Consider the following 20425-nt stretch of genomic DNA (forward strand, 5'->3'; position numbering starts at 1 on the left):
GATTTGGTTGAGGCCGCGCATCAGCCCGCCGTCCTCGCCAGAGGCTGAACCACCGCTCATGTGCTTCGCCCAGGTTGAGCAGCATTTGTTCCCGAATTACCGGGCGTATCCCCTGCCCTATTCCTGGCAACAGCAACCAACCGGAGCACAGAACGCTTTGGATTCGAGTCGAGCCAGACAGCCCTGATTGAGCTGACACTGTTTTGCCCTGCCAGCGGTTTCCACATCGTGGATTCGATAGCGGTCGTCCTGGCACAGCTTTCCTCGGCCAAGGTAACGCCCTCCCCAAGTTGCACCTTGAGAGCGACCGTCGCTTGGTTCGCTCGGCACGTCTGCACTGCCGGGCCGCCGGTTGCTGCGATGCGCTCCAACAGTCGCAGGTCGAATAGCGGCCCCTCTGGCCCGACTGGAACGAGCAGGCACATTTCTGCAAGATCGGACCATGCGACCACGGGCCTGTCGACGAGCGAGTGAGACGACGGCAAGAGGACGAAGAGGCGCTCTTGCCAAAACACCTCGCTGCAACAGGAAGGTACGGCGCCAAAGTCGTGAGTGAACACGAGGTCGAGGTGGCGGCGGCGTATGGCTGACAGCCACCGCCCCGCGGGAACATCCTCGATGCTAAAGCTCACGTCCGGACAGAGGCTGCCGAAGCGAGCGATGATGCCTCTGAGGAATTCTCCTCCCCTCACACAACACAATCCAATCCGGAGCGTCTTTGCGTCCTTGTCTCCGACACGGTCATTGAAAGCGTCCAGCAAGCCTTCGTAGTGAGCTCGCACAACATCGATCCAGGCTCGACCCGGCTCCGTCAAACGAACTCCGCGGACATCGCGTTCGAACAATTGCACTTCCAAGTGTTGTTCGAGCTTGACGATGTTTCGGCTCACGGAGGATTCTCGAACCCTCATCGCCCTTGCCGCCCGCCTCAGGCTGCCATGATCGACCGCTGCAAGGGCGTAGGCCAGTAGCCGCAACGCGTTGCCGTTCGGCGTCATGCCTCGGGCGCTTTGCGGACAGAGATCGTGTCAGTTTCGGCGCAACGCGCTCGAATCTCTTCTTTGGTGCAAAAGGCAGGCAATAGGTTCCCTCCGTGCGCGCGGCTGAAGAAATTCGCCGAGGCACATTCACGAGACGGCATGATCCGTTAGGCTTCGATACAAGCCCGCTTCGTAGACATACTCATGTGGAATGGCCGGGTCCGCCATCTGCGAGACGTACAGGTTAAGATTTTCCCGGCTGTTGCTCGCCGCAAGGCTGCAGAAATTTCCGCTGTTCCAGGTCATGACGCAGTGTTTGAAATGCGTCCCTACAGCGCGCGACATCTCCTCAAGCGTCACCTCGTTGTTGAACATCGTGGTCAGCACCGCGGTCTTCTTTGCCTCGATCTGCTCTACCTGGAAGTAGCGAGCCTTGAAGCCAAAATCCTTCTGGCACTCGCGGCGCTGATAGTCGCTGTCCTCAACCGCCCGAAATTTCTCGAGGAATACGAAGATGCCTCCTTCCTTGAGATGCTGCGCCACGAACTCAATCTGTTTAGGTCTGTTCGGCGAGTACATTTGAAAGGTGGTATCTTCGAGGATTATATCGAATCCGGAAGCGAATTTGCCCAATCGGGCGTTTGAATTGAGGACGGCCTTGGTCAGCCGATGGAACGGGCCGACAAAGAACTCGGCGTCTGGCGGTTCGCCATATGCCATGAAGCACTTGTAGTTTTCCGCGTTAGGACTGCAGGAGAGGCTGTGGATTTGCCCGCGGGACAACTCCGACAGTGTTCTCGCCATGGTGCCCTCCGCTGTGCCAAGGCTATATAACGACAGCGGGGCACCGCGAATTCGTGCATATCTCAGCACGCCGTGGGCCATCCGACACTCCTCCTCCAGCCGGTAGGGAATGCTGCTGTGATAGTGCTGATCGAAGAAGCCTTGTCGTGCCGCATGCAAGCTGATCAAGTCGCGAATGAGGTTATCGTTCGGAAGAAGCCTGGAATCGACCTCGGGCTTGCGTGTAGGCATTCCGCTTTCGCCGGCTGCCGTCGTCGCGAAAAAGCCCGACAGTTCGTTGATCCGCGGGCCGTGGTCGCATTCGGCCAGAAAGTCGTCGAGTCCTCGCATCGAATTGTGCCTCCCACTACCCGTGTGATCGGTGAGATGCCTCAACTCGACAACGGCACGAAGATTAGCGCCGAGTAATATTCTTGGTGGTCGAGTATCAGCGGAGGCGACGAATAGAATGGCCTTGTAGAAGCGGCTTCCATCGAATTGCGATTTTTTCGCTCGCGCCACATCAACCGACAACTCTGAATTATTTGTGAGTTGTTCAACAACCTATGGTTATGCACAAACAGGAGGATGAGTAGTCTCCGAAGGAGTCGCTTCGATTGGCGGATATTTTTTGCCTCGACCCGACCACATTGCGCCGCTCGCGGCACCGAACCCTTGCTCACCAATATGAGAGCTGGGGGAACATACGCGCAGACTTAATTAAGAGAACGGGTTTAGAGCGGCAAGAAACGAGAATTGCCCACCCCCGGCATATGTTCTTGATGAACTTGAAGGGTGCCGCCCGGCGCGGCGAAGACTTCGTCGACGGTCGCCGGGTTTCTTTCTCGGCCAGGCGGCCCGGTTCGATTATCTACATCCCTGCCGGCAGCGAATGGACTGGTTGGGATGAGGGCGACGCAATCGCCTCCTACCTCCTCGTGTCGATCGCGCAGGAGTTCGCAGACGAGACCTTCCAAGGATTTGCACCCGATTGCCTGACGGGACTGCCCCCGTGGATCGGATTTCGTGACAACACCATAGAAGTGGCGTTGCAGAGAATAGCCGCCGAGCTCAGGTTTCCTGATCCGATAAGCAAGACGATGGTGGAGAGTCAGGTCACGCAATTGTTCGTGCAAATGGTCAGGTTGAACCGAACCGGCCGCAAGCCGGCAAAAGGCGGTCTCACGACTTTCGATCTCAAGCGCGTCGTGGGAATGATTGAGGCATTCCCAGACGCCAAACCCACGCTGGCCGATCTAGCAAAAGAGCTAGGTATCAGCCGGTTTCATTTCAGCAGGGCGTTCAAGCAGTCGACTGGAATGACGCCGCATGCGTTCATCGCGCAGCGCCGGTTGGTACAGTCCGCGGACATGTTGCGGTCGACGGATTTGTCGGCGACAAAAATCGCGATGGAATGCGGCTTCGCAAGCTCAAGCCACCTCACGACCGCGTTCAAACGCGCCTTTGGCACGAACCCGATAGAGTTTCGGCGCAAGTCCAGGATCTAGCCCGAGCCCCTATTATTTCAGCAAGGAATTGAAAGGCTCGGCATCCCGTTAAATCAGACATCGCCGGAGTGGGCATGACATGCGGTCAATGGATGGGTGGGCCGCCGATGTCACGCGAAGTTCGGTTTCATTATGCCAAAGGAACGCTCCGTGAGCCCCGCGCCTTCATTGGCTTCCTTGCCAGTGCGTTGTCCGCGTCTGTCGGACGAAACGGCTACTACATCGCATGCTCATGGACCCTCGTCGAAGCAGGGTATGGAAGCGCGAGTGTCGCGACGTTGCTCGTGATCGTCAGCGTTGTCGAATTTGTCGCGAGCCCCCTGGCTGGCGCAATGGCGGATCGGTTTGACAGACGACTGCTGAACATCGCAGCGGACGTTAGTCGCTTTGCCGTCATGCTCGCCACAGCCTGCGCGCTTCCCTATCTGGACTTGTTTCCAGCGATCTGGTGTTCAGCGATTCCCTTTGCGCTATGTGACCGAGTTGCACTTACGAGTTCGCAGTCAATGATCCCTCTCGTTGCGGGAGGCGATCTGACAGCTTCATATTCCATTGTCTTCTTCGTCACGCAGTTCGGATGTCTTGCGGCAGCGCTGCTCGTGGGTGCGTTGCCAAACGACCATTCCGCTACCCTGGTGTTCGTCCTCCTTGCCGTATGTTTTCTTGTTTCGGCGGGAAGCTTGTCCTGCATTCGTGGCGGCTCGGCGTCTGGCGAACGCAAAGTCAACGGGCTTGTTCTCAATATTGACGGGCGCCTGGTTCGTCTCTTCGCCGTCTACGCGCTCCTATATGGAGGCGCGGTGTTGGTCAGCGTGATGGGATCTAGCTTCGTTTTCGTAGAACAGAAGGGCACCGCCGCGGACTTCGCTCGCGTCGAGGCAGCCTGGTCGGCGGGTTCTCTGATCGGAGCGGCACTGCTCAGTCGGCTGACAGGAACGATAAGTCCTCATACATTGCACCTCATGGTTTTAGGCTTAACGGCGCTCGCGCTAATGGCGCTGGTACTTCTGCGCGCGCCCTGGACATTGACCATGTTTGCCGCGCTTGGGTTTCTCTACAATCTGGGCCGGGTCAGCGTCGAGGTCACACTGCAGTCGCGTGTACCCGATAAGGCCTTGGGCAGGGCCAAAGGTGCCATGCACAGCCTCGCAGTCGGGCTTGGGTTTGTCATTTTCAGTATCGCAACCGTTTTGGGAGACCAGGCCTTTCCGTCGACGATTTTCCTCGGTTTCGCTGTGGTGCTTCTGTTCGGCGTTTCTGCCTTGAGCATCAACGTCGCTCGGCAAGAGGGGGATCCATGAACGTGCATGAGCTAGCAGGAGCCGCAGGAGCGAAACAGGCCGCACTCAGATCGCTGGCGACACTCTACCCGTGGATGCAACACTACTATTCCCGTCCGATCCGCGACTACGCGGCCAGGCTGTACGAGGCACCAGTTTCGACAGCCATGCCTGAAAGTCGGCAATACGCTCTGGCCAAGCTGCTCGACGCGATCAAAAACGCGGGGAAGCGAAATGGATTGCCGATCGGCGCGGTCGCAGAAATCTGCAGGGAATTTGAAGAGCGTCGCGTTTTGCAGACGGGTCCTCACCTGCTGCTCCTGATGGACCCGGAGGCTTACTACACTCACATCCTTAGCCTCGTGGGCCTCGCGGCGCATGGCTGCTCTACCTACCTGTCCTATGCCGTTTCCACGGTGAGCCTCGTTGAAAGGGCTCGCAAGGGCCCGGGCTGGCTCACAATTGATCAGACGCCGATCAACGTCTTCGGCCTCACTCGAAGCCGCATGATCGGGTACAGCCTTCTGACTGGGCCTGGAGCCTATCGGTTCGAACTGGTGCCTGCGGAACAAGGCGCTGAGCCAGCCGCGCTTGCGGTACTTCACAATCTTCTGCCGAAGGGCCAATTCGAACGGCCAGCACATGCCATAAAGGAAGCCAATTGCAGCCTGTGGCCGAAGCTGTTTGGAAGCCGCTTTACGTTCTTGCAGATTGACGACGAGGATATTGCCGACCTGGTGGCGGACCATCTGTCGGAAAAGAACTCCTGGCTGCGTACGAGGCTGCTGGAAGACCCAAGGCTCGCGTTGAATATGCTTGCAGAGATCGACAGGCTTGCAGACGGCCCCTGGAGTGGCTGGCTCGCGCGCGGTACCGACTTCTTCTGGTTCTATCAAAACGGCAGGCGCCTGCCACTGCGGCTGGTCGCTGGCGAACTCGTCAATCCGGCAACAGGGTTGAAGATGGTTCGCTTCGAGGCTTCCGAAATCATCGAGCGGTTGGCCGACCGCAGTCTAATTCCGAATCTCCTCCTCATGTTTCTGGTCGTGTCGGTCCTGCCGGGCGTCCGCGCGCTCGGAGGCAGTCATCAGCCGGTCTACTACCCCCTCATGCGCTATGTGGTCTGCCGCGCACTCGAGGCTGGAGATGTGGATGCCGATCTGCGGGAGGCTCTCGTGGCCGATGATCTACCTGGCGCTTGGGGACACCGAGTAATTGAGTGCGATGACGATCTCTTGGACATTTTTCGAAACGGAGACATGGCCGTGTCCAGCGATATCATGGACCGGCTCGGAAAAATTCCCTTCGCAAAAGCCTGTGGAAGTATGACCAGTTTCGTTTCGGACGCGTCGTGGCAAGAGCTTAGCAGACAGTTGGGCGAGCAGGCGATCTCCCCCACTGATGCGGAATGGGCCTTTTCCTGAGCAAAAGCAGTACGCGCAGGACATCACGCTCAGTCCAGCGTCTCCATCGGGGCCACACGCAGTCGGAGCGAATCACTTCAGACCGGCAGCCCGAGTTGCTTCCGCAGGCTTTTGTCGAAAGCCGATGGGGGCACGAAACGGCGTAGGAAACTGACCTGGCGCGCCATCTTTCCCGCTGCGAGCGCAGCTTCGGCGTAGGATCGGTTGCGGCCGCCAGAACCATCTTGGCGACCACTTCGGGCAAGTCGCCTTTTTCCATCGCTTTCCGAACGGCGACATCATGCCTGCGCGGGCGGCGTATCGGATGTCGAAGTCAGTCCCCGAGGGCCCAAGCAAGCGATAACGAATGTTTTTGACGGTCCTCAACGTCACACCCGAAGTCACTATTGCGAAACTGCGCAAGGCGCATATTGTTTGGCATAGTCGGGGTCGTAATCGGCAGTCCAAGGACATGGGCCGTGGACGCGGTGCTAAGTTAGGTGGTTTGGTCGAGGATTTGGTCGAACTTCAATAGAACCGTCCGGGGGTAGAGCCATGCAGGCAAAGGGCCATGAGTGATGCGGCCATGGGGCAAGGCCGGCGTGAGCCAGCCGACGGCGATATTGTCCGCGAGCAAGCCGTCCTCTTTCGCCTCACGGACCGACTTTACCGAGCCAATGGCCTTGGCGAGATCTACGATGCAGCACTTGATGCCATATGCGACGCGCTCGGTTCGTCGCGCGCCTCGATCCTGAGATTTGACAGCCACGGCGTCATGAGCTTCGTCGCGTGGCGCTCACTCTCTGAAGAATACCGCGAGGCAGTTAACGGCCACACGCCGTGGACGCGCGGGGAGCACAATGCCGAGCCAATCCTTGTCGAGGATATTCGTCTCAGCGGTGAATCTCGGCAACTCATCGACACGGTCCTTGGCGAGGGAATCGAAGCGCTGGCCTTTATCCCGCTTGCCAGCTCCCACGAGCTCGTCGGCAAGTTCATGGTCTACTATCCAGCACCCCATCGCTTCGCAGATCGTGAACGCGAACTTGCTTTGACCATTGCCCGTCAACTCGGGTTTGCCATCGAACGGAAGCGGGCGGAAACAACGGCAGCGCGACTGAGCGCGCTCGTCGAATCCTCGGATGATGCAATCATCGCGACCGATACGGATGGCATCGTCACGGACTGGAACAGCGGCGCCGAGCGTCTCTACGGCTACGGCCGCAAGGAAATGATCGGACGTCCGCTCATGTTGCTGATACCGCCCGATCGCCAGAATGAGGAGCGGGAGATTCTGGCGCGCATTCGCAATGGAGAGCATGTCGAGCATTTCGAGACCGTTCGCCTGTGCAAGGATGGCAGCAGCATTCCCATCTCTTTGACCGTTTCCCCAATCGCGGACGCGTCTGGCGCAATTGTCGGTGCGTCCAAGATCGCCCGTGACATTTCCGAGCGACTGCGCGCGCAAGAGCAGCGGGAGCTGCTGCTTCGCGAGATGGACCACCGCGTGAAGAATCTCTTTGCCATCGCAAGCTCCATCGTCAATTTGAGTGCGTCAGCCGCTGAAACGCCGGCCGCGCTCGCCTCCACCGTTTCTGACCGGCTCGGCGCCCTCGCGCGGGCGCATGCGCTGACGATGCTCCCCTCGACTGGCCCCTCTGTTCAGGTCGCGACGAGCCTACATGCATTGATCGCCGCTATCCTCGCGCCATACCGCCATGGAGCTGACGAGCATCCCCGCTTCGCGATCAGTGGCATCGATATGCCGGTGCCTTCAGCGATGATCACGCCGCTTTCTCTTTTGCTACACGAATTCGCCACCAACGCTGCCAAACATGGCAGCCTCTCGGCGGCCGCCGGCTCCATAGAGATCGCTTGCTCCAATAGCGACGGTAAGGTGACTGTCCAATGGAGGGAGGTAGGAGGACCATCTCCGGTCGCAACCGAAGACGAAGGTTTCGGGAGCCGCTTGATCCGCGCCGCGGCGAGTGAGCTTGGCGGATTCGTACGAGGTTGGGACCCGGCCGGAATTGTCCTTGAGATCACGATCGATATTGGAAGATTCTCGGCCTGATGCCCGAGCCGCTTGTCAGCGCAGCAGCCCTTCGCTCTCAAAATCGTCCCAACCGCGCAGTTTGGCCTTCGAGCTTTCGTCTCGCCCATTCCTTGCTGAATGGGGAGCCTCACGCCCCCTCTTCTGCGCGCGCTTAAATGCCGCCTTTGCGGCAGCGCGTCGCCGGTTCTCGGCGCGGGTGGCGGCGTCGTGCTCGCGCCAGACGGTGACCAGGTCGCGGTCGAGCACATCCTCGATGTGGCGTGGGTCGAACACGTGGAATGTGATCTTCCTGGCGCGGCCGCGAAGGTTGACCGTTCTGGTCCCCGCGCTCTCAAGTCGACCGTCCTTCAGCCATCGGTGCCGCTCGCCAGAGGAGATCGTCAGGATGTCCTCGATTTCACGGGGAATCACGGGTAGGTCTTCGATGTCCTGCATGGCTTTGGACACGATCGCCGTTGCCGCATCGACATCTGCCTCAGAGGCCTCCGGCAGTCGCAAGGTCAGCACCCGGGATTCGATGTGAAGCAAGTTTCTGAGCGCAGGCGGCAGACGCGAGCGGATCTCGAGGAAAATGCCCCTCGTCCGCATGGGCGATCCCAGTGTCGCCGCCGGCGATAGCGGCCACTCGGCGATCAATTTTGCGGTCGGGTCGATTTTTCGGCGCGCGGGCATGCCGGAAAGATAGGGCGTCCCGGCTGCAGACACTACCCGACGCCCCGTGCACTTTTATGCACGGACGCGAAGCTCGGGACGCCAATTTCTCAGTGCGGGGGTGGCACCGATTGTTGGAACAAACGCTGCGCCCCTCTGTTTGTCTTCCAGGCACAATTCTGTGCGTTGGAGGATATCCATGAAACTTCATTTGCTATCGGCTGCGCTCTGCACGGCGGTCGGACTGGGTTTTGCCCATCCGGCGCTCAGTGCCGAAAAGGCGCAGGATTTCGTCAACAAGGCCGCGCAAGGTGGGATCTTCGAAGTCGAGTCCAGCAAGATCGTCCAGGCCAAGGCGAAAGATCAGGCCATCAACGACTTTGCCCTGAAAATGATTACCGATCACGGCGCCGCCAACGCCAAACTGCAGTCGATCGCCGGCGAGCAGAAATTGCAGGTTCCGGCGGAGACGGACGCCAATCACAAGAGTGACCTCGAGGCGTTGAGATCGACGAACGGGTCAGCCGACCAGTCTTACGTGAAGATGCAGCAAGACGCGCACGCCGACGCGGTCAAGCTGTTCCAGGACTATGCGGCCGACGGCGACAACACGGATCTCAAGGCATTCGCACAGCAGACATTGCCGACACTCAAGATGCATCAGGAGATGATCGAAAAGATCGCCTCCGGCAAAACCGACAATACGGCAACGACCAGCACCGCACCCGCAGCGACAGACACAGACCAGAACGCATCCGCTCCGGTGCCTGGAGCGAACAGCTTTACGGAAGCCCAGGCGAAATCACGGATCCAGGATGCCGGCTTCGCCAATGTCAGCACATTGACGAAGGACGACCAGGGCATCTGGCGCGGCACCGCCGAGAAAGACGGAAAGCAGGTAGCCGTAGCGCTCGATTTCAAAGGCAACGTGGTTGCCGGCGCTCAATAACCGAACTCAGACGATGGAGTGAAACATGACGACTGTCACCGGACTTTTCGATGACTATCAGGACGCGTCCGACGCAGTAAGCGAGCTGGAAGCGATTGGCGTGCCGAGAGACGACATCAGCATCGTGGCGAACAATTCCGACAATTGGTATCGGGGGACGAGACCTCGGAAGCCGGCGACGATGCCGCGGCCGGCGCGGGCCTGGGAGCGCTCGTGGGCGGCGCAGGCGGCCTTCTTACGGGGCTCGGAATCATGGCCATACCCGGTGTCGGGCCTGTGGTGGCGGCCGGCTGGCTAGCTGCTACGGCAGTTGGCGCGGTGGGCGGCGCGGTGGTCGGCGGAGCCGCCGGCGGAATTGTGGGCGCACTGACGGAGTCCGGCGTTCCTGAACGCGATGCTCATGTCTATGCCGAGGGCGTTCGCCGCGGCGGCAGTCTCGTGACGGCCAAAGTCGACGATCGGCTCACCGGCGAGGCTGAACGCATCCTGCGAGGCGAGCGTGCCGCCAACCTGGACGAGCGGCGAAGCGCTTACGAGGCCAGCGGGTGGACGGGATTCGACGCGACCGCAGAGCCCTATGATGACATCGAGGCCGAACGCGATCGCGTTCGCCGGACCACACCACTCTAAAAAATGAGGCCCCGTCGAATACACGACGGGGCTTTTTCTTGCCGGGCGCACGAGGCATCCAAAATTTTTTGATTGTCTGCTCATCTGGAACATCTAAGGCAATCCCACGCAGGAGCAGAGGGGATGACCCGGATCGCGACCTTCAACGTCAATGGGGTTAACGGCCGGCTCCCCGTGCTCTTTAAGTGGCTTGGCGAGACTGACTGTGACGTCGTCTGCCTTCAGGAACTGAAAACATCGAACGCAAAATTCCGATCGAGCGATTCGGGACCTCGGCTTTGGCGCAATCTGGCACGGCCAGAAATCCTATAACGGCGTGGCAATCCTGGCCCGTGGTAGGGATCCGGTCGAGCGCCGCCGCGGCTTGCCGGGCGATCCCGATGATACGCATAGCCGCTATCTCGAGGCGGAAATCGACGGTCTCATCGTCGACTGCATCTATCTGCCCAATGGCAATCCCGCGCCAGGGCCAAAGTTCGATTACAAGCTCCGTTGGTTCGAGCGTCTCGTCACCTACAGCCAGTCGCTGTTGGGCGAGCGCACGGTGCTTTGTGGTGATTACAACGTCGTGCCCACCGAAATAGACGCCGTTGTTCCGGCGCGCTGGCTGGGCGATGCCGTCTTCTTCCCCGAATGCAGGAAAGCCTATGCCCACATGCTAACCTTGGGTTGGGTGGATGCGATGCGTCGTATCCATCCAGACAAGGGCATATACACCTACTGGAACTTTTCCTATCGCGGCGGCTACGACCGAAGCTCAGGCCTGCGGATGGACCATCTGCTCGTAAGCCCGTCCCTTGCGAAGCGCATTCTGGCCGCGGGAGTCGATGTCGAGACCCGTGGATGGGAAAAGCCGAGCGATCACGCACCCGCCTGGATCGACGTCGGTTAAGACCGTTTGCGCAATTGCAGTTGCAGAAAGTCTGCCCGGCAGCCGTCGCCCACGCTTCACGTCGAAACCCTGAAAGGAGACCTCGCAGATGCCAAAGTTCGTTACGATCCAATATGGCGATCGGGCCGGATATGACCGCACGCCCCAACCCGTCAGGGATGCCGGCTCATGAACAGGACGCGAGGTTACGCTCCGAAGGCGCCCCGATAGGCAGGGCGGGGACGCCGGTACAGGTGCGCAATCCGGAGGGGTCGGGAGTGGAAACTCGCGATGGTGCGTTCATGTCGTCAGATCTGCCGATCGCCGGATTTGCCTTGATCGAAGCTGCTGACCTCACCGAGGCCATCGGCAAAATCTCGCAGGTCCCCTGTGCAGTCGCGCATGGCGTCGTCGAGGTGTGGCCCCTGGGCTGAAAACCCGGTGCAGTCTTGCTTGAATTGCTCCGCTGGGTGATGCCTGGCAGCACACCGCCGCCCCGGCCATCAGCTACCTCCTCATTGGGCAGTGGGTCAGCCTAAGATGACTTGATGCGTTCTGATAAGCCGATCTGCATAAGATTCAATGAGACAGTACCGACCCGTTGCAAGTCATCCTTGCCATTTTCCAGAGGTCGGAAGCAGGGTAAGGTTGCCTATTCGCGTTTCTGGCTCGCGGAGATCGGCGGCAGCCCCCCTAGCCTGGACTATTCCAGGCCTGCACTTCGTAGGCCTTCGATATATCTTGAGCGGTCTTCCGCCCGTATCAGTGGGTGGTATTTCTCGACCCAGTCGATGCTGAAATTCGGCTGTAAGCGTTTGCATTCGACGAGCCCTTGGCGTGCGATTTCCAGATCACCGGCTAGTCCTGCGGCTGCCGTGAGTGTGCGCCAAGCGGTTCCAAAGTTCGGTCTCATCTGTACGGCCCGACGTTCAGCGCTTACCGCTTCGGCGTACCGCCCGGCGACTAGATGGCAAAGCCCTTCAACCGAAAGATTGGCCGCTTGGGTTTGATCAAGAGGACTCAATCGTCGTGCGATTTCGAGCTGACGGAGGCCATCGTCCGCAAGTCCGGCATAGCCATATGCAACTCCCAAGATTATGTGGGCGAATACAAAGTTCGGGTTGCGCTGCAGTGCCTCGTTCAGTTCCTCCACCGCCGGCCCAAGTCGTCTCGACATCGCAAATACGTAACCCGCCGCAAAATGGGCCCATGCGTCGTCGGGATCGAGGTCAATCGCGCGTTGGGCGAGGGTGAGGGCATTGGATATGCTTGGAGCAAATTCCAAATTGCCTGAGACCACACGGGTGGCAAAGGCCCAAGCGAGTAGGCTGCGGGCGCGTGCATAGTGGGGATCAACCTCAATCGCTCGCTTCAGGAGGTTGATGCCAGTGTCCTCGTCTTGAATAACCCATGTCCAGATATAAGGCATTGCCCGGACAACACAGCCCCAGGCATCGAGACTCTCCGGCGCCTTACTTTGAAGGCGAAGGCGTTCAGCTGCGTAAATCTGCGGCTCTATCGCCGCGACAACGCTGTGAGTGATCTCGTCCTGCACGGCGAAAATATCAGAGGTGGGCCGGTCGTAGCGCTCTGCCCAGATGTGATTGCCGCTGGCCGCGTCGACAAGCTGCCCAGTTACCCGCACCCGCTCGCCAGCTTTGCGGACGCTGCCCTCCAGTATGTAGCGAACACCAAGCTCACGCGCGACCTGACGGATATCTGGCGCCTTGCCTTTGTACGCGAAGGTCGAATTGCGCGCGATAACGAAGAAGCCCCGCAGCTTGGATAAGGCCGTAATAATATCCTCGGCGACGCCGTCGCCAAAATATTCCTGTTCGGGGTCACCGCTCATGTTCAGGAACGGCAGGACAGCAATCGACGGCTTGTCGGGCTCGGCCAGTTTTCCTCCGAAAGGGTCGGGCAGTGTCGGCTCTCTTTCGGTGTCACGGTCCAAGGCTACTCGATAGGCCCGCACCGGCCGTGCAATGTTTTTGAGTTCTTTGTCGCCGATATCCTCGAAATCAACCTTCAGCTTGTCGCGCACTTGTTCATATGCCGCACCCGACAGACAAATACCGTTAGGTTCGGCGATACTTTGCAGACGGGCAGCAATATTGACACCGTCGCCCATAAGGTCGCCGTCGCTCTCTTCGACTACATCGCCAACATGGATACCTATGCGGAACTCGATACGTCTATCAGGCGGCACCCCGGCGTTGCGTTCGAGCATGGCGTTCTGCACTTCGATAGCGCAACGGACTGAATCGACAACGCTGCGGAACTCGACGAGGGTTCCGTCACCGGTGCGTTTCACCACTCGTCCGATGTATACCGCGATCGTAGGATCAACCAGGTCGCTGCGGAGGGCCCGGAGGCGCGCGAGAGTCCGATCTTCGTCCAAGCCAGCCAGTCTGCTGTATCCGACGACATCGGCTGCCAGGATCGCCGCAAGCTTGCGGGTCTCGCTCATTTGCCCCTTCCTTCACTCACCGACATAGCACAGACTCATTAGGGCTGCTTCATTTAGATCGGCTCGACCTGCAGCCGCTTCCGGTCCGCAGTGGACATTGCCGGCGATTGTTGAAAGGGCTTGGAGTGGGTCCCGCGCGGTCATCTGCGATGAGCGACTTGACCCCGTTGCGGACGTCGTGACTAGGCGCGATGATCTCAACCGCGCCAATTCGGCTTCCGGACTTAGGGGAGACACTTGTATGGCTGATTTCAACGTCGGCTTCGTGATTTTCCCCAATATCACTCAACTAGACTTCACCGGCCCGTTTGAGGTTCTGAGCCGGCTTGCAACGCCGCCCTCTATCTCGGCTCGCAGCAAGTTCCCGCAGTCGCGCACCCATGTCGTCGCGAAGACGATGTTGCCTGTCGTGAGTGACCGCGGCCTTGGCATCATGCCGAGTTGCACTTTCGAAACTTGTCCCGCGCTCGACCTCCTTTGCGTGCCGGGCGGCTCGGGCGTTGCGGAAGCGCTCGCCGATGCAGTGACGATCGACTTCATTCGCCGGCAGGGCGCGCATGCACAATACGTGACATCGGTATGCATGGGCGCGTTTCTTCTTGGCGCAGCCGGACTGCTGAAGGGGCGTCGGGCAGCGACGCATTGGGCCTATGTCGACCTATTGCCCCTGGTTGGCGCGCGACACGAAAAGGCACGTGTCGTCCGAGACGGCAACGTCTTCACGTCGGGTGGAGTCTCTGCAGGCATCGACTTCGCCTTGACCATCATTGCCGAACTTGCAGGGCCGGAGGTCGCGCAAGCCATCCAACTTGGGATTGAGTACGACCCGTCGCCACCTTTCGATGCCGGCCAGCCCGACAAGGCGTCCGAGGCGGCCACGGCGCTGATGGTTCACCGCAATGAGGAGGCCCATGCGGGCATCAAGCGGGGGCTCGAGAAGGTTTCGCATAGAAAGGTGTAGGCAACTCTTCGTCTCACAGGTGTAGCTGCCGAGGTACAACAATCGGAGGTGAGCGGCCCCTGTAATGGGCGCGAAAACCCTTGCACCCGTCGCTATGGACGACGCCCGTGCCGATCGCGATGAACTCCAGTAGATGCGCGCCGGGTACAAATTTGGAGCGCGAAGTGTGAACTTGGAGAGTCGCGTCGGGCGGTTTCGACGTCAATAGCCAGGCTCTTGCGCGGTCCGGCGACAATGTGCGGGGAAATCTAGGGAGGCAGCCAGTACGGATCCAGCTGAGAGCGGCCGAGGCGCTGCAAGCGACTCGGCAATGACGGAAGCAAGCTCCACTCGCAGCGAAACTAAAGAAGCAATCGTGCGTTGGACGCGATTAAGCCATTTCGTCTTGGGATGGGGCGGGTGAGCATGGTCAAGCCAACGTCGCGTAAAGCAATTCAGGGGTCAACCGCTCGTCAAGCGAAGTCGCCTATGCGTGACCCAGCCAATTCAGAACTGCCAACTTTTCGGCCCGTCCAGCTCGCAACGCTCGTGGACGTCGTCCCTGCCGGCGACCGCTGGCTCCACGAAATGAAATATGACGGCTATCGCATTCTAGTCGCCGTCGGCAGCGGGCAAGCGCGTGCCTACACGCGATCTGGCCTGGACTGGTCTCACCGTTTTCCTTCCATTCTTTCGGAAGCCAGCAAGCTCAAGGTCGGGTCCGCCCTGATTGATGGCGAGGCCGTCGTTGTCGATGCAAACGGACGATCAAACTTCCAGGCCCTTCAAAACGCATTGAAGGGTGCGCCGGCGACCATCGACTTTTATGCCTTCGACCTCCTTCAACTCGACGGCGAAGATCTCACCAGGCGTCCTCTCCTTGATCGCAAGGAAAAGCTCCAGGCCATTTTGCCCGCGAAGAACCCGGTGCTTCGTTATTCCGATCATATCCTGGGTCGCGGAGAAGAGTTGCTCGAGCGCTTTTGCGCAGCTGGTCTCGAGGGGGTGGTTTCGAAGCTTGCCGATTCTCCTTATGTGGCGGCCCGCGGCGGAAACTGGCTCAAGATCAAGTGCATCAAGCGGCAGGAATTCGTGATTGTCGGCTGGACGCCGTCCGACAAGGTCCGCGCGTTCCGGTCATTGATCCTTGGAGTGCATGACGGGGGCAAGCTGCGTTTTGCGGGGAAAGTCGGCACTGGCTTCGACACAGCTGAGCTTTTCCGCCTCATGAAGATCATGGCACCACTCGAGCAGAAGGCCGCGACCGTCCAGGCGCCGCGAGCCGAAGTTCGCGGAGCACACTGGCTTCGGCCCAAGTTGGTGGCGGAGATTGCCTTCACAGAGATGACCAACGAAGGAACGTTGAGACATCCGAGCTACCTTGGTCTGCGCGAAGACAAGAAGGCGGCCGCAGTCGTGCTGGAGACGGAACGTCGCACAGCCAAGCTGACCGCGGCGCCGGCGAACACCATCGCTATCAGCAACCGTGACCGCGTGATCTATCCGGAGTCCAATATCACCAAAGGCCAGCTTGCCGACCACTATGCGGCCGTCGCGGAGATCATGTTGCCTTGGGTCGGCAGTCGGCCGATCAGCCTTGTTCGGTGTCCCCAGGGCCGGGCCAAGAAGTGCTTTTTCCAGAAGCATGATGCCGGAAGCTTTGGCGACAAAGTCCACCATGTCGGCATCATGGAAAAGGACGGTCACGAGGAGCCATACCTTTATGTCGACGACGCCGATGGGCTGATGACCTGCGTCCAGATGGGAACGATCGAGCTGCATGGGTGGGGCGCTCGGATAGAGGATGTCGAAAAGGCAGACCGCCTCGTCTTCGATCTCGACCCGGATGAGGGTCTCGATTTCGAAGCCGTGCGCGCCGCCGCTTTCCAGTTTCGTGATATTTTGAAATCGCTGGGACTTACGACGTTCCCGATGCTGACGGGAGGCAAAGGAGTGCATGTGATCGCGCCGCTCACCCCACAGGCCGAGTGGCCGCAAGTGAAAGACTTTGCGCATCGCCTCGCTCAAGCGGTCGCTCAAAGCGATCCCTCTCACTTCACGGCCGCGTTGTCGAAGGCCCGCCGCAAGGGTCGCATCTTTGTCGACTATTTGCGCAACCAGCGTGGGGCGACCGCGATCATGCCTTATAGCGCGAGGTCCCGACCTGGCGCTCCGGTCGCGGCGCCGATCACCTGGGCGGAGATGAAGACGATTGATGCGCCCTCGCATTTCCACGTCGGCGATGCTCCTGAACTGAAGAAACGCGCAGCTAGCAAATCTCTGGCGGGATGGGGTCGAGCCGACCAATCATTGCCGGATCTGTAGCCCCACTCCGCGAAAAGGCAGCAAGGCTGGACTAGGGGGCCTCACTGCCTTTGGCGTGATTGGAACCTGCGGAGATTGGCCCCGTTTGCCTTGAATGGCCAAAACCGATCCGCGGACAGTCGCCAGTCTGCTTAGGGAATACGCACATCGAACGTCCCTGCGCGGAGACAATCCCTATCGCACCAAGGCTTACTTGCGCGCGGCCGATAGTCTGGCTGCGTTGTCGCAGCCGCTTGATCGGATCATCGCCGCGGGCGCCCTTACCAGAATCCCGGGAATCGGGGACGCGATCGCGGACATTGTGCGCAAGCTCTATGAAACGGGTACGCATCCACGCCTTGAGACGCTGCGCGAGGAGGTGCCGGCAGGTGTGATGGAGCTTTTTACAATACCTGGCCTGCGGCCTGACAAGATCCTGAAGCTCCATCAGGCGCTCGGTGTGAACTCGTTGGCCGAGCTCGAAGCCGCGGCAAAGGCAGATCGCATCCGGCCTGTCAAAGGCCTTGGTGCTTCGCTTCAGACAAGAGTCCTGCAAAACCTGGCTGTCGCTCGAAGCGGCGAAACACAGCTTCACCTGCACAAGGCCGCCGCACTCCTTGAGCATGCAATCCTATCGGTGAAGCAAGAGCATCCCGAATTTTCGCGTGTGGAAATCGCCGGTGATTTCCGGCGCGGTTGCGAACTTGTTGCCGACCTCGCGCTGGTCGCGCTGGGCAAGAAGCGGACCGCAATCGAGCAGTCCACGCTCAGGCTTGTCGTCACGGACAAGAAGCACTTTGGCGCGAGCCTTCTCGAAGCTACGGGTTCGGCGGCCCATCTTGAGCAGTTGAAGATATACGCGGTCGCGAGAGGATTTGCCCTCAAACCCGACGGGCTCTACCGCGGGAGAAGGCTGATCGCATCAGCGACAGAGGAGGAAATCTACGGTGCGTTGGACCTGCAGTTCATCGAACCTGAACTGCGCGAAGGCAGGGACGAGATTGGGCGGGCAGCGAGGCGGCAGCTCCCTACCCTCGTCCGGGACGAAGATCTGCATGGTATCCTGCATTCTCACACGACCGCATCCGATGGTACCGAGACGCTTGAGGCAATGGCTGAAGCGACGCGCAAGCGCGGGTTCGACTACTTTGGTGTCGCCGACCATTCGCAGTCTGCCCACTACGCGGGCGGCCTCACACTGCAGGAGATTGCCGAGCAGCACCGTGAAGCGGATCGTCTGAACAAGAGGTATGGCGGAAAATTCCGTGTCCTGAAGGGCATTGAGGCCGACATCCTGGCTGACGGCTCGCTTGATTATCCGGACCACGTCTTGAAGCAGTTCGATTTCGTTGTCGCGAGCGTGCACAGCCGCTTCAAGTTGCCGAAGAAAGAACAGTCGGACCGTATCATTGAGGCAATCGCGAACCCCCTGACGACAATCATCGGGCACATGACCGGTCGCCAATTGTTGCGTCGTCCCGGCTACGAGCTCGACGTCGACAAGGTCCTCAGAGCGTGCGCGAAATATGGTGTCGCTGTCGAAATCAACGCGCATCCCTGGCGTCTCGATCTCGACTGGCGCTGGCATCAGAAGGCCCTCGACTACGGCTGCATCTTCAGCATCAATCCGGACGCCCATTCAATCCGCGAACTCGACCACATGCATTGGGGCGTCGAAATGGCCCGCAAGGGAGGTGTCCCCAGAGACCGGGTTCTCAATGCCATGGGTTTGACGGCTCTGCTTGCGCATCTTTCAAAGCGCAAGTCCGCCCGCAACGGCGGCAACCGTCACTCGCCTGCGAAGAGCCCTAGAGCCGCGTAACGAGCCGCGGTCTAGCACGAGTCGCTGCCTGGAACGCGATCCGCGGCCGGGCTCCATGCCGGAAACAGATCCGCGACCCTCACCCCGACGTAGCATCAGGTTCTGCATGAGCCTTCAGTCTAAGCCGGTAGGACATGGACCCACTCCCGGAACGTAGGGCCTTTGTTTTCGTTGGTAGAAATGACGTTGGCAGATCCGACGGTCAATCAACCAAGGCAACAGGAGGAATTTCACATGGTCCGCAAGATACTGGCTACGGTGGCCACGGCTGCTCTCATGTCGACGGTGCTGTGCACCGCCGGTGCTTACGCCGCAAATACCGCCAAACCCGGTGCCCAGACGGAGGTCGTTGCTCCGGTCACGGATGGCAGGCTCGTTTCCAAGATCATGGGAGCCGCGGTCTACGACAGCACCGCAGATGACGCGACGAAGATCGGCGATGTTAATGACATCGTCCTCGACAAGAACGGGAACGCCAAACTCGTCGTCATTGGCGTCGGGGTTTCCTCGGCGTGGGCGAAAAGAATGTCGCCTACGATTTCAACAAGCTTGAATGGATCAACAAGAACGGCGATCGCTGGCTGGTCGCAAAGACGACCAAAGATGAGCTTAATGCTCAGCCCAATTTCGATACGACGGCCTACGATCCTGCGGCAGCCTCGACGACCCAGCCGACCAAAAGCACGGCGGACACTCAAGCGACAACTGCCAAAACCGATACGACTGCGACGGCCTCGATCGACAAGTCGAGCTTGACCGAAATGCCCTCAGACAAAATCAGCGCGGCAAATCTGATCGGAACCAACGTTTATGGCGCAGATGATGCGAAGGTCGGCGAGATCGGCGACGTGATCCTGACAGGCGACAACAAGGTCGACTCGATAATTGTTGATGTAGGCGGCTTCCTGGGCATTGGCGAAAAGAAGGTCGCCGTCGGCATGGAGAACCTCAAGTTCTTGACCGACAAGAACGGCAATCGCTACCTCTATACGGACTTCAGCAAGGACCAGTTGGAGGCGCAAACTGCCTACGACAAGGCCACTTACGCCCAAAACCGCGATAAGCAACGGATAATCATCAACAAGTAAAGAACTACCGAAGCGCGCGTCGTCCACGGCGGGCGCTTTGGTCATCCGGTGACAGAAGCGGGCCTTGAAATTAGCCGACGAGGTTCGCCATAGCTCTGCAGATATCAGCGACCTCGTCCTGTCTGATGTCCCTCGCGTGTCGAAAGAGACGCGGTTAGAGGGGCTGGCCTGACCTCGCAGATCAGTCTTCTCCTGATATCCGCAGCATAGCGGTGACTAAGATGTATCTCATCCAAATCCTGTTGCCTCGCTCAGACAACCAGGGCCAACTGTACCCCCGAAGAGATTTCGACCGTTTGAAAGAGGAACTGGCGGCTCGCTTCGATGGCGTGACTGCCTATCTCCAGGCGCCTGCGGAGGGTCTTTGGAAGGACCGCGGAAAAACAGACAGCGACGATATCGTCATCTTCGAGGTGATGACGCCAAGCATGGATGTTTCAGATTGGCGGCGCCGACAGGGCGACCTGGAGCACCTCTTTCGGCAGGAAAATATTGTGGTCCGCTACTGGACGATAACACTTCTTTGAAGCTCAGACTCGCTGGCCGCTCCGGAACAAGACTGAGGCATTCAGCTTGCGAGACGATAGGCCTGGTCGCACCTGGCACCGACGCTCAATGTCATCGTCAAGACGCATGATCGGCATCATCCAGATCGCACTGCCATTGTATCAATGACGACCGGCGCCTCCA

The 20425-nt window shown here is 59.2% G+C and carries 15 protein-coding genes and 3 pseudogenes; 13 read left to right on the forward strand and 5 right to left on the reverse strand.

Features of this window, described 5'->3' with window-relative positions:
- Positions 1 to 56: 56 nt before the first annotated feature.
- Together EJ073_RS14335 and EJ073_RS14340 are read right to left on the reverse strand one after the other, a co-directional pair.
- A complete protein-coding gene (locus EJ073_RS14335) occupies positions 57 to 998 on the reverse strand; it encodes a LysR family transcriptional regulator (RefSeq protein ID WP_126056309.1) in 942 nt (313 codons plus the stop codon).
- Positions 999 to 1127: 129 nt separating this feature from the next.
- A complete protein-coding gene (locus EJ073_RS14340; RefSeq protein ID WP_126056310.1) occupies positions 1128 to 2114 on the reverse strand; it encodes a class I SAM-dependent methyltransferase in 987 nt (328 codons plus the stop codon).
- Positions 2115 to 2380: 266 nt separating this feature from the next.
- Between EJ073_RS14340 and EJ073_RS14345 the strand changes: the two genes are divergently transcribed.
- The 3 genes from EJ073_RS14345 (at position 2381) to EJ073_RS14355 (ending at position 5975) form a co-directional block, all read left to right on the forward strand.
- Positions 2381 to 3271: an AraC family transcriptional regulator gene (locus EJ073_RS14345; RefSeq protein WP_245455598.1), complete on the forward strand. Its 891-nt coding sequence runs from the start codon at positions 2381 to 2383 to the stop codon at positions 3269 to 3271.
- 107 nt (positions 3272 to 3378) lie between these two features.
- Complete coding sequence (locus EJ073_RS14350; RefSeq protein WP_189375301.1) at positions 3379 to 4572, forward strand: MFS transporter; 1194 nt, start codon at positions 3379 to 3381, stop codon at positions 4570 to 4572.
- Positions 4569 to 5975, forward strand: coding sequence for a hypothetical protein (locus EJ073_RS14355; RefSeq protein WP_126056312.1), 1407 nt, complete (start codon positions 4569 to 4571; stop codon positions 5973 to 5975). Before EJ073_RS14350 ends, EJ073_RS14355 begins: the two co-directional genes overlap by 4 nt.
- 77 nt (positions 5976 to 6052) lie before the next feature.
- On the opposite strand, the pseudogene EJ073_RS32135 reads toward EJ073_RS14355, so the two are convergent.
- Positions 6053 to 6284, reverse strand: a pseudogene (locus tag EJ073_RS32135) (short-chain dehydrogenase/reductase); the annotation flags it as partial.
- Between the two features lie 241 nt (positions 6285 to 6525).
- On the opposite strand from EJ073_RS32135, the gene EJ073_RS14365 reads away from it, so the two are divergent.
- Positions 6526 to 8028: a PAS domain S-box protein gene (locus EJ073_RS14365; protein ID WP_126056313.1), complete on the forward strand. Its 1503-nt coding sequence runs from the start codon at positions 6526 to 6528 to the stop codon at positions 8026 to 8028.
- Between the two features lie 15 nt (positions 8029 to 8043).
- On the opposite strand, the gene EJ073_RS14370 is transcribed toward EJ073_RS14365, so the two are convergent.
- Positions 8044 to 8682, reverse strand: a complete 639-nt coding sequence (locus tag EJ073_RS14370) for a hypothetical protein (RefSeq protein ID WP_126059226.1) — start codon at positions 8680 to 8682, stop codon at positions 8044 to 8046.
- Between the two features lie 178 nt (positions 8683 to 8860).
- Here EJ073_RS14370 and EJ073_RS14375 point away from each other — a divergent pair, with 178 nt between their 5' ends.
- The 4 genes and pseudogenes from EJ073_RS14375 (at position 8861) to EJ073_RS32140 (ending at position 11545) form a co-directional block, all read left to right on the forward strand.
- Positions 8861 to 9610, forward strand: coding sequence for a DUF4142 domain-containing protein (locus tag EJ073_RS14375; RefSeq protein WP_126056314.1), 750 nt, complete (start codon positions 8861 to 8863; stop codon positions 9608 to 9610).
- A gap of 25 nt (positions 9611 to 9635) precedes the next feature.
- Positions 9636 to 10240, forward strand: a pseudogene (locus tag EJ073_RS14380) (general stress protein).
- A gap of 123 nt (positions 10241 to 10363) precedes the next feature.
- A pseudogene (xth, locus tag EJ073_RS14385) lies at positions 10364 to 11132 on the forward strand (exodeoxyribonuclease III).
- Between the two features lie 257 nt (positions 11133 to 11389).
- Positions 11390 to 11545: a hypothetical protein gene (locus EJ073_RS32140; protein WP_245455599.1), complete on the forward strand. Its 156-nt coding sequence runs from the start codon at positions 11390 to 11392 to the stop codon at positions 11543 to 11545.
- A 269-nt stretch (positions 11546 to 11814) separates the two neighbouring features.
- On the opposite strand, the gene EJ073_RS14395 is transcribed toward EJ073_RS32140, so the two are convergent.
- A complete protein-coding gene (locus tag EJ073_RS14395; protein WP_126056315.1) occupies positions 11815 to 13581 on the reverse strand; it encodes an adenylate/guanylate cyclase domain-containing protein in 1767 nt (588 codons plus the stop codon).
- A 241-nt stretch (positions 13582 to 13822) separates the two neighbouring features.
- Here EJ073_RS14395 and EJ073_RS14400 point away from each other — a divergent pair, with 241 nt between their 5' ends.
- The 5 genes from EJ073_RS14400 to EJ073_RS14425 all read left to right on the forward strand — a co-directional run bounded on the left by EJ073_RS14400 (position 13823) and on the right by EJ073_RS14425 (position 20262).
- Positions 13823 to 14542 (forward strand): DJ-1/PfpI family protein, encoded by a 720-nt coding sequence (locus EJ073_RS14400; RefSeq protein WP_126056316.1) that lies wholly within the window; start codon positions 13823 to 13825, stop codon positions 14540 to 14542.
- A 468-nt stretch (positions 14543 to 15010) separates the two neighbouring features.
- Positions 15011 to 16846 (forward strand): DNA ligase D, encoded by a 1836-nt coding sequence (gene ligD / locus EJ073_RS14410; protein WP_245455601.1) that lies wholly within the window; start codon positions 15011 to 15013, stop codon positions 16844 to 16846.
- A 94-nt stretch (positions 16847 to 16940) separates the two neighbouring features.
- Positions 16941 to 18647 (forward strand): DNA polymerase/3'-5' exonuclease PolX, encoded by a 1707-nt coding sequence (locus tag EJ073_RS14415; protein WP_126056318.1) that lies wholly within the window; start codon positions 16941 to 16943, stop codon positions 18645 to 18647.
- 512 nt (positions 18648 to 19159) lie between these two features.
- The gene (locus tag EJ073_RS14420) at positions 19160 to 19735 is read left to right on the forward strand and encodes a PRC-barrel domain-containing protein (protein ID WP_348627264.1); all 576 of its coding nucleotides are present in this window, start codon (positions 19160 to 19162) and stop codon (positions 19733 to 19735) included.
- Between the two features lie 221 nt (positions 19736 to 19956).
- Positions 19957 to 20262: a hypothetical protein gene (locus EJ073_RS14425; RefSeq protein ID WP_126056319.1), complete on the forward strand. Its 306-nt coding sequence runs from the start codon at positions 19957 to 19959 to the stop codon at positions 20260 to 20262.
- The last annotated feature ends 163 nt before the right edge of the window (positions 20263 to 20425 follow it).

Source organism: Mesorhizobium sp. M4B.F.Ca.ET.058.02.1.1, from assembly GCF_003952505.1.
In the GTDB taxonomy this organism is placed as follows: domain Bacteria; phylum Pseudomonadota; class Alphaproteobacteria; order Rhizobiales; family Rhizobiaceae; genus Mesorhizobium.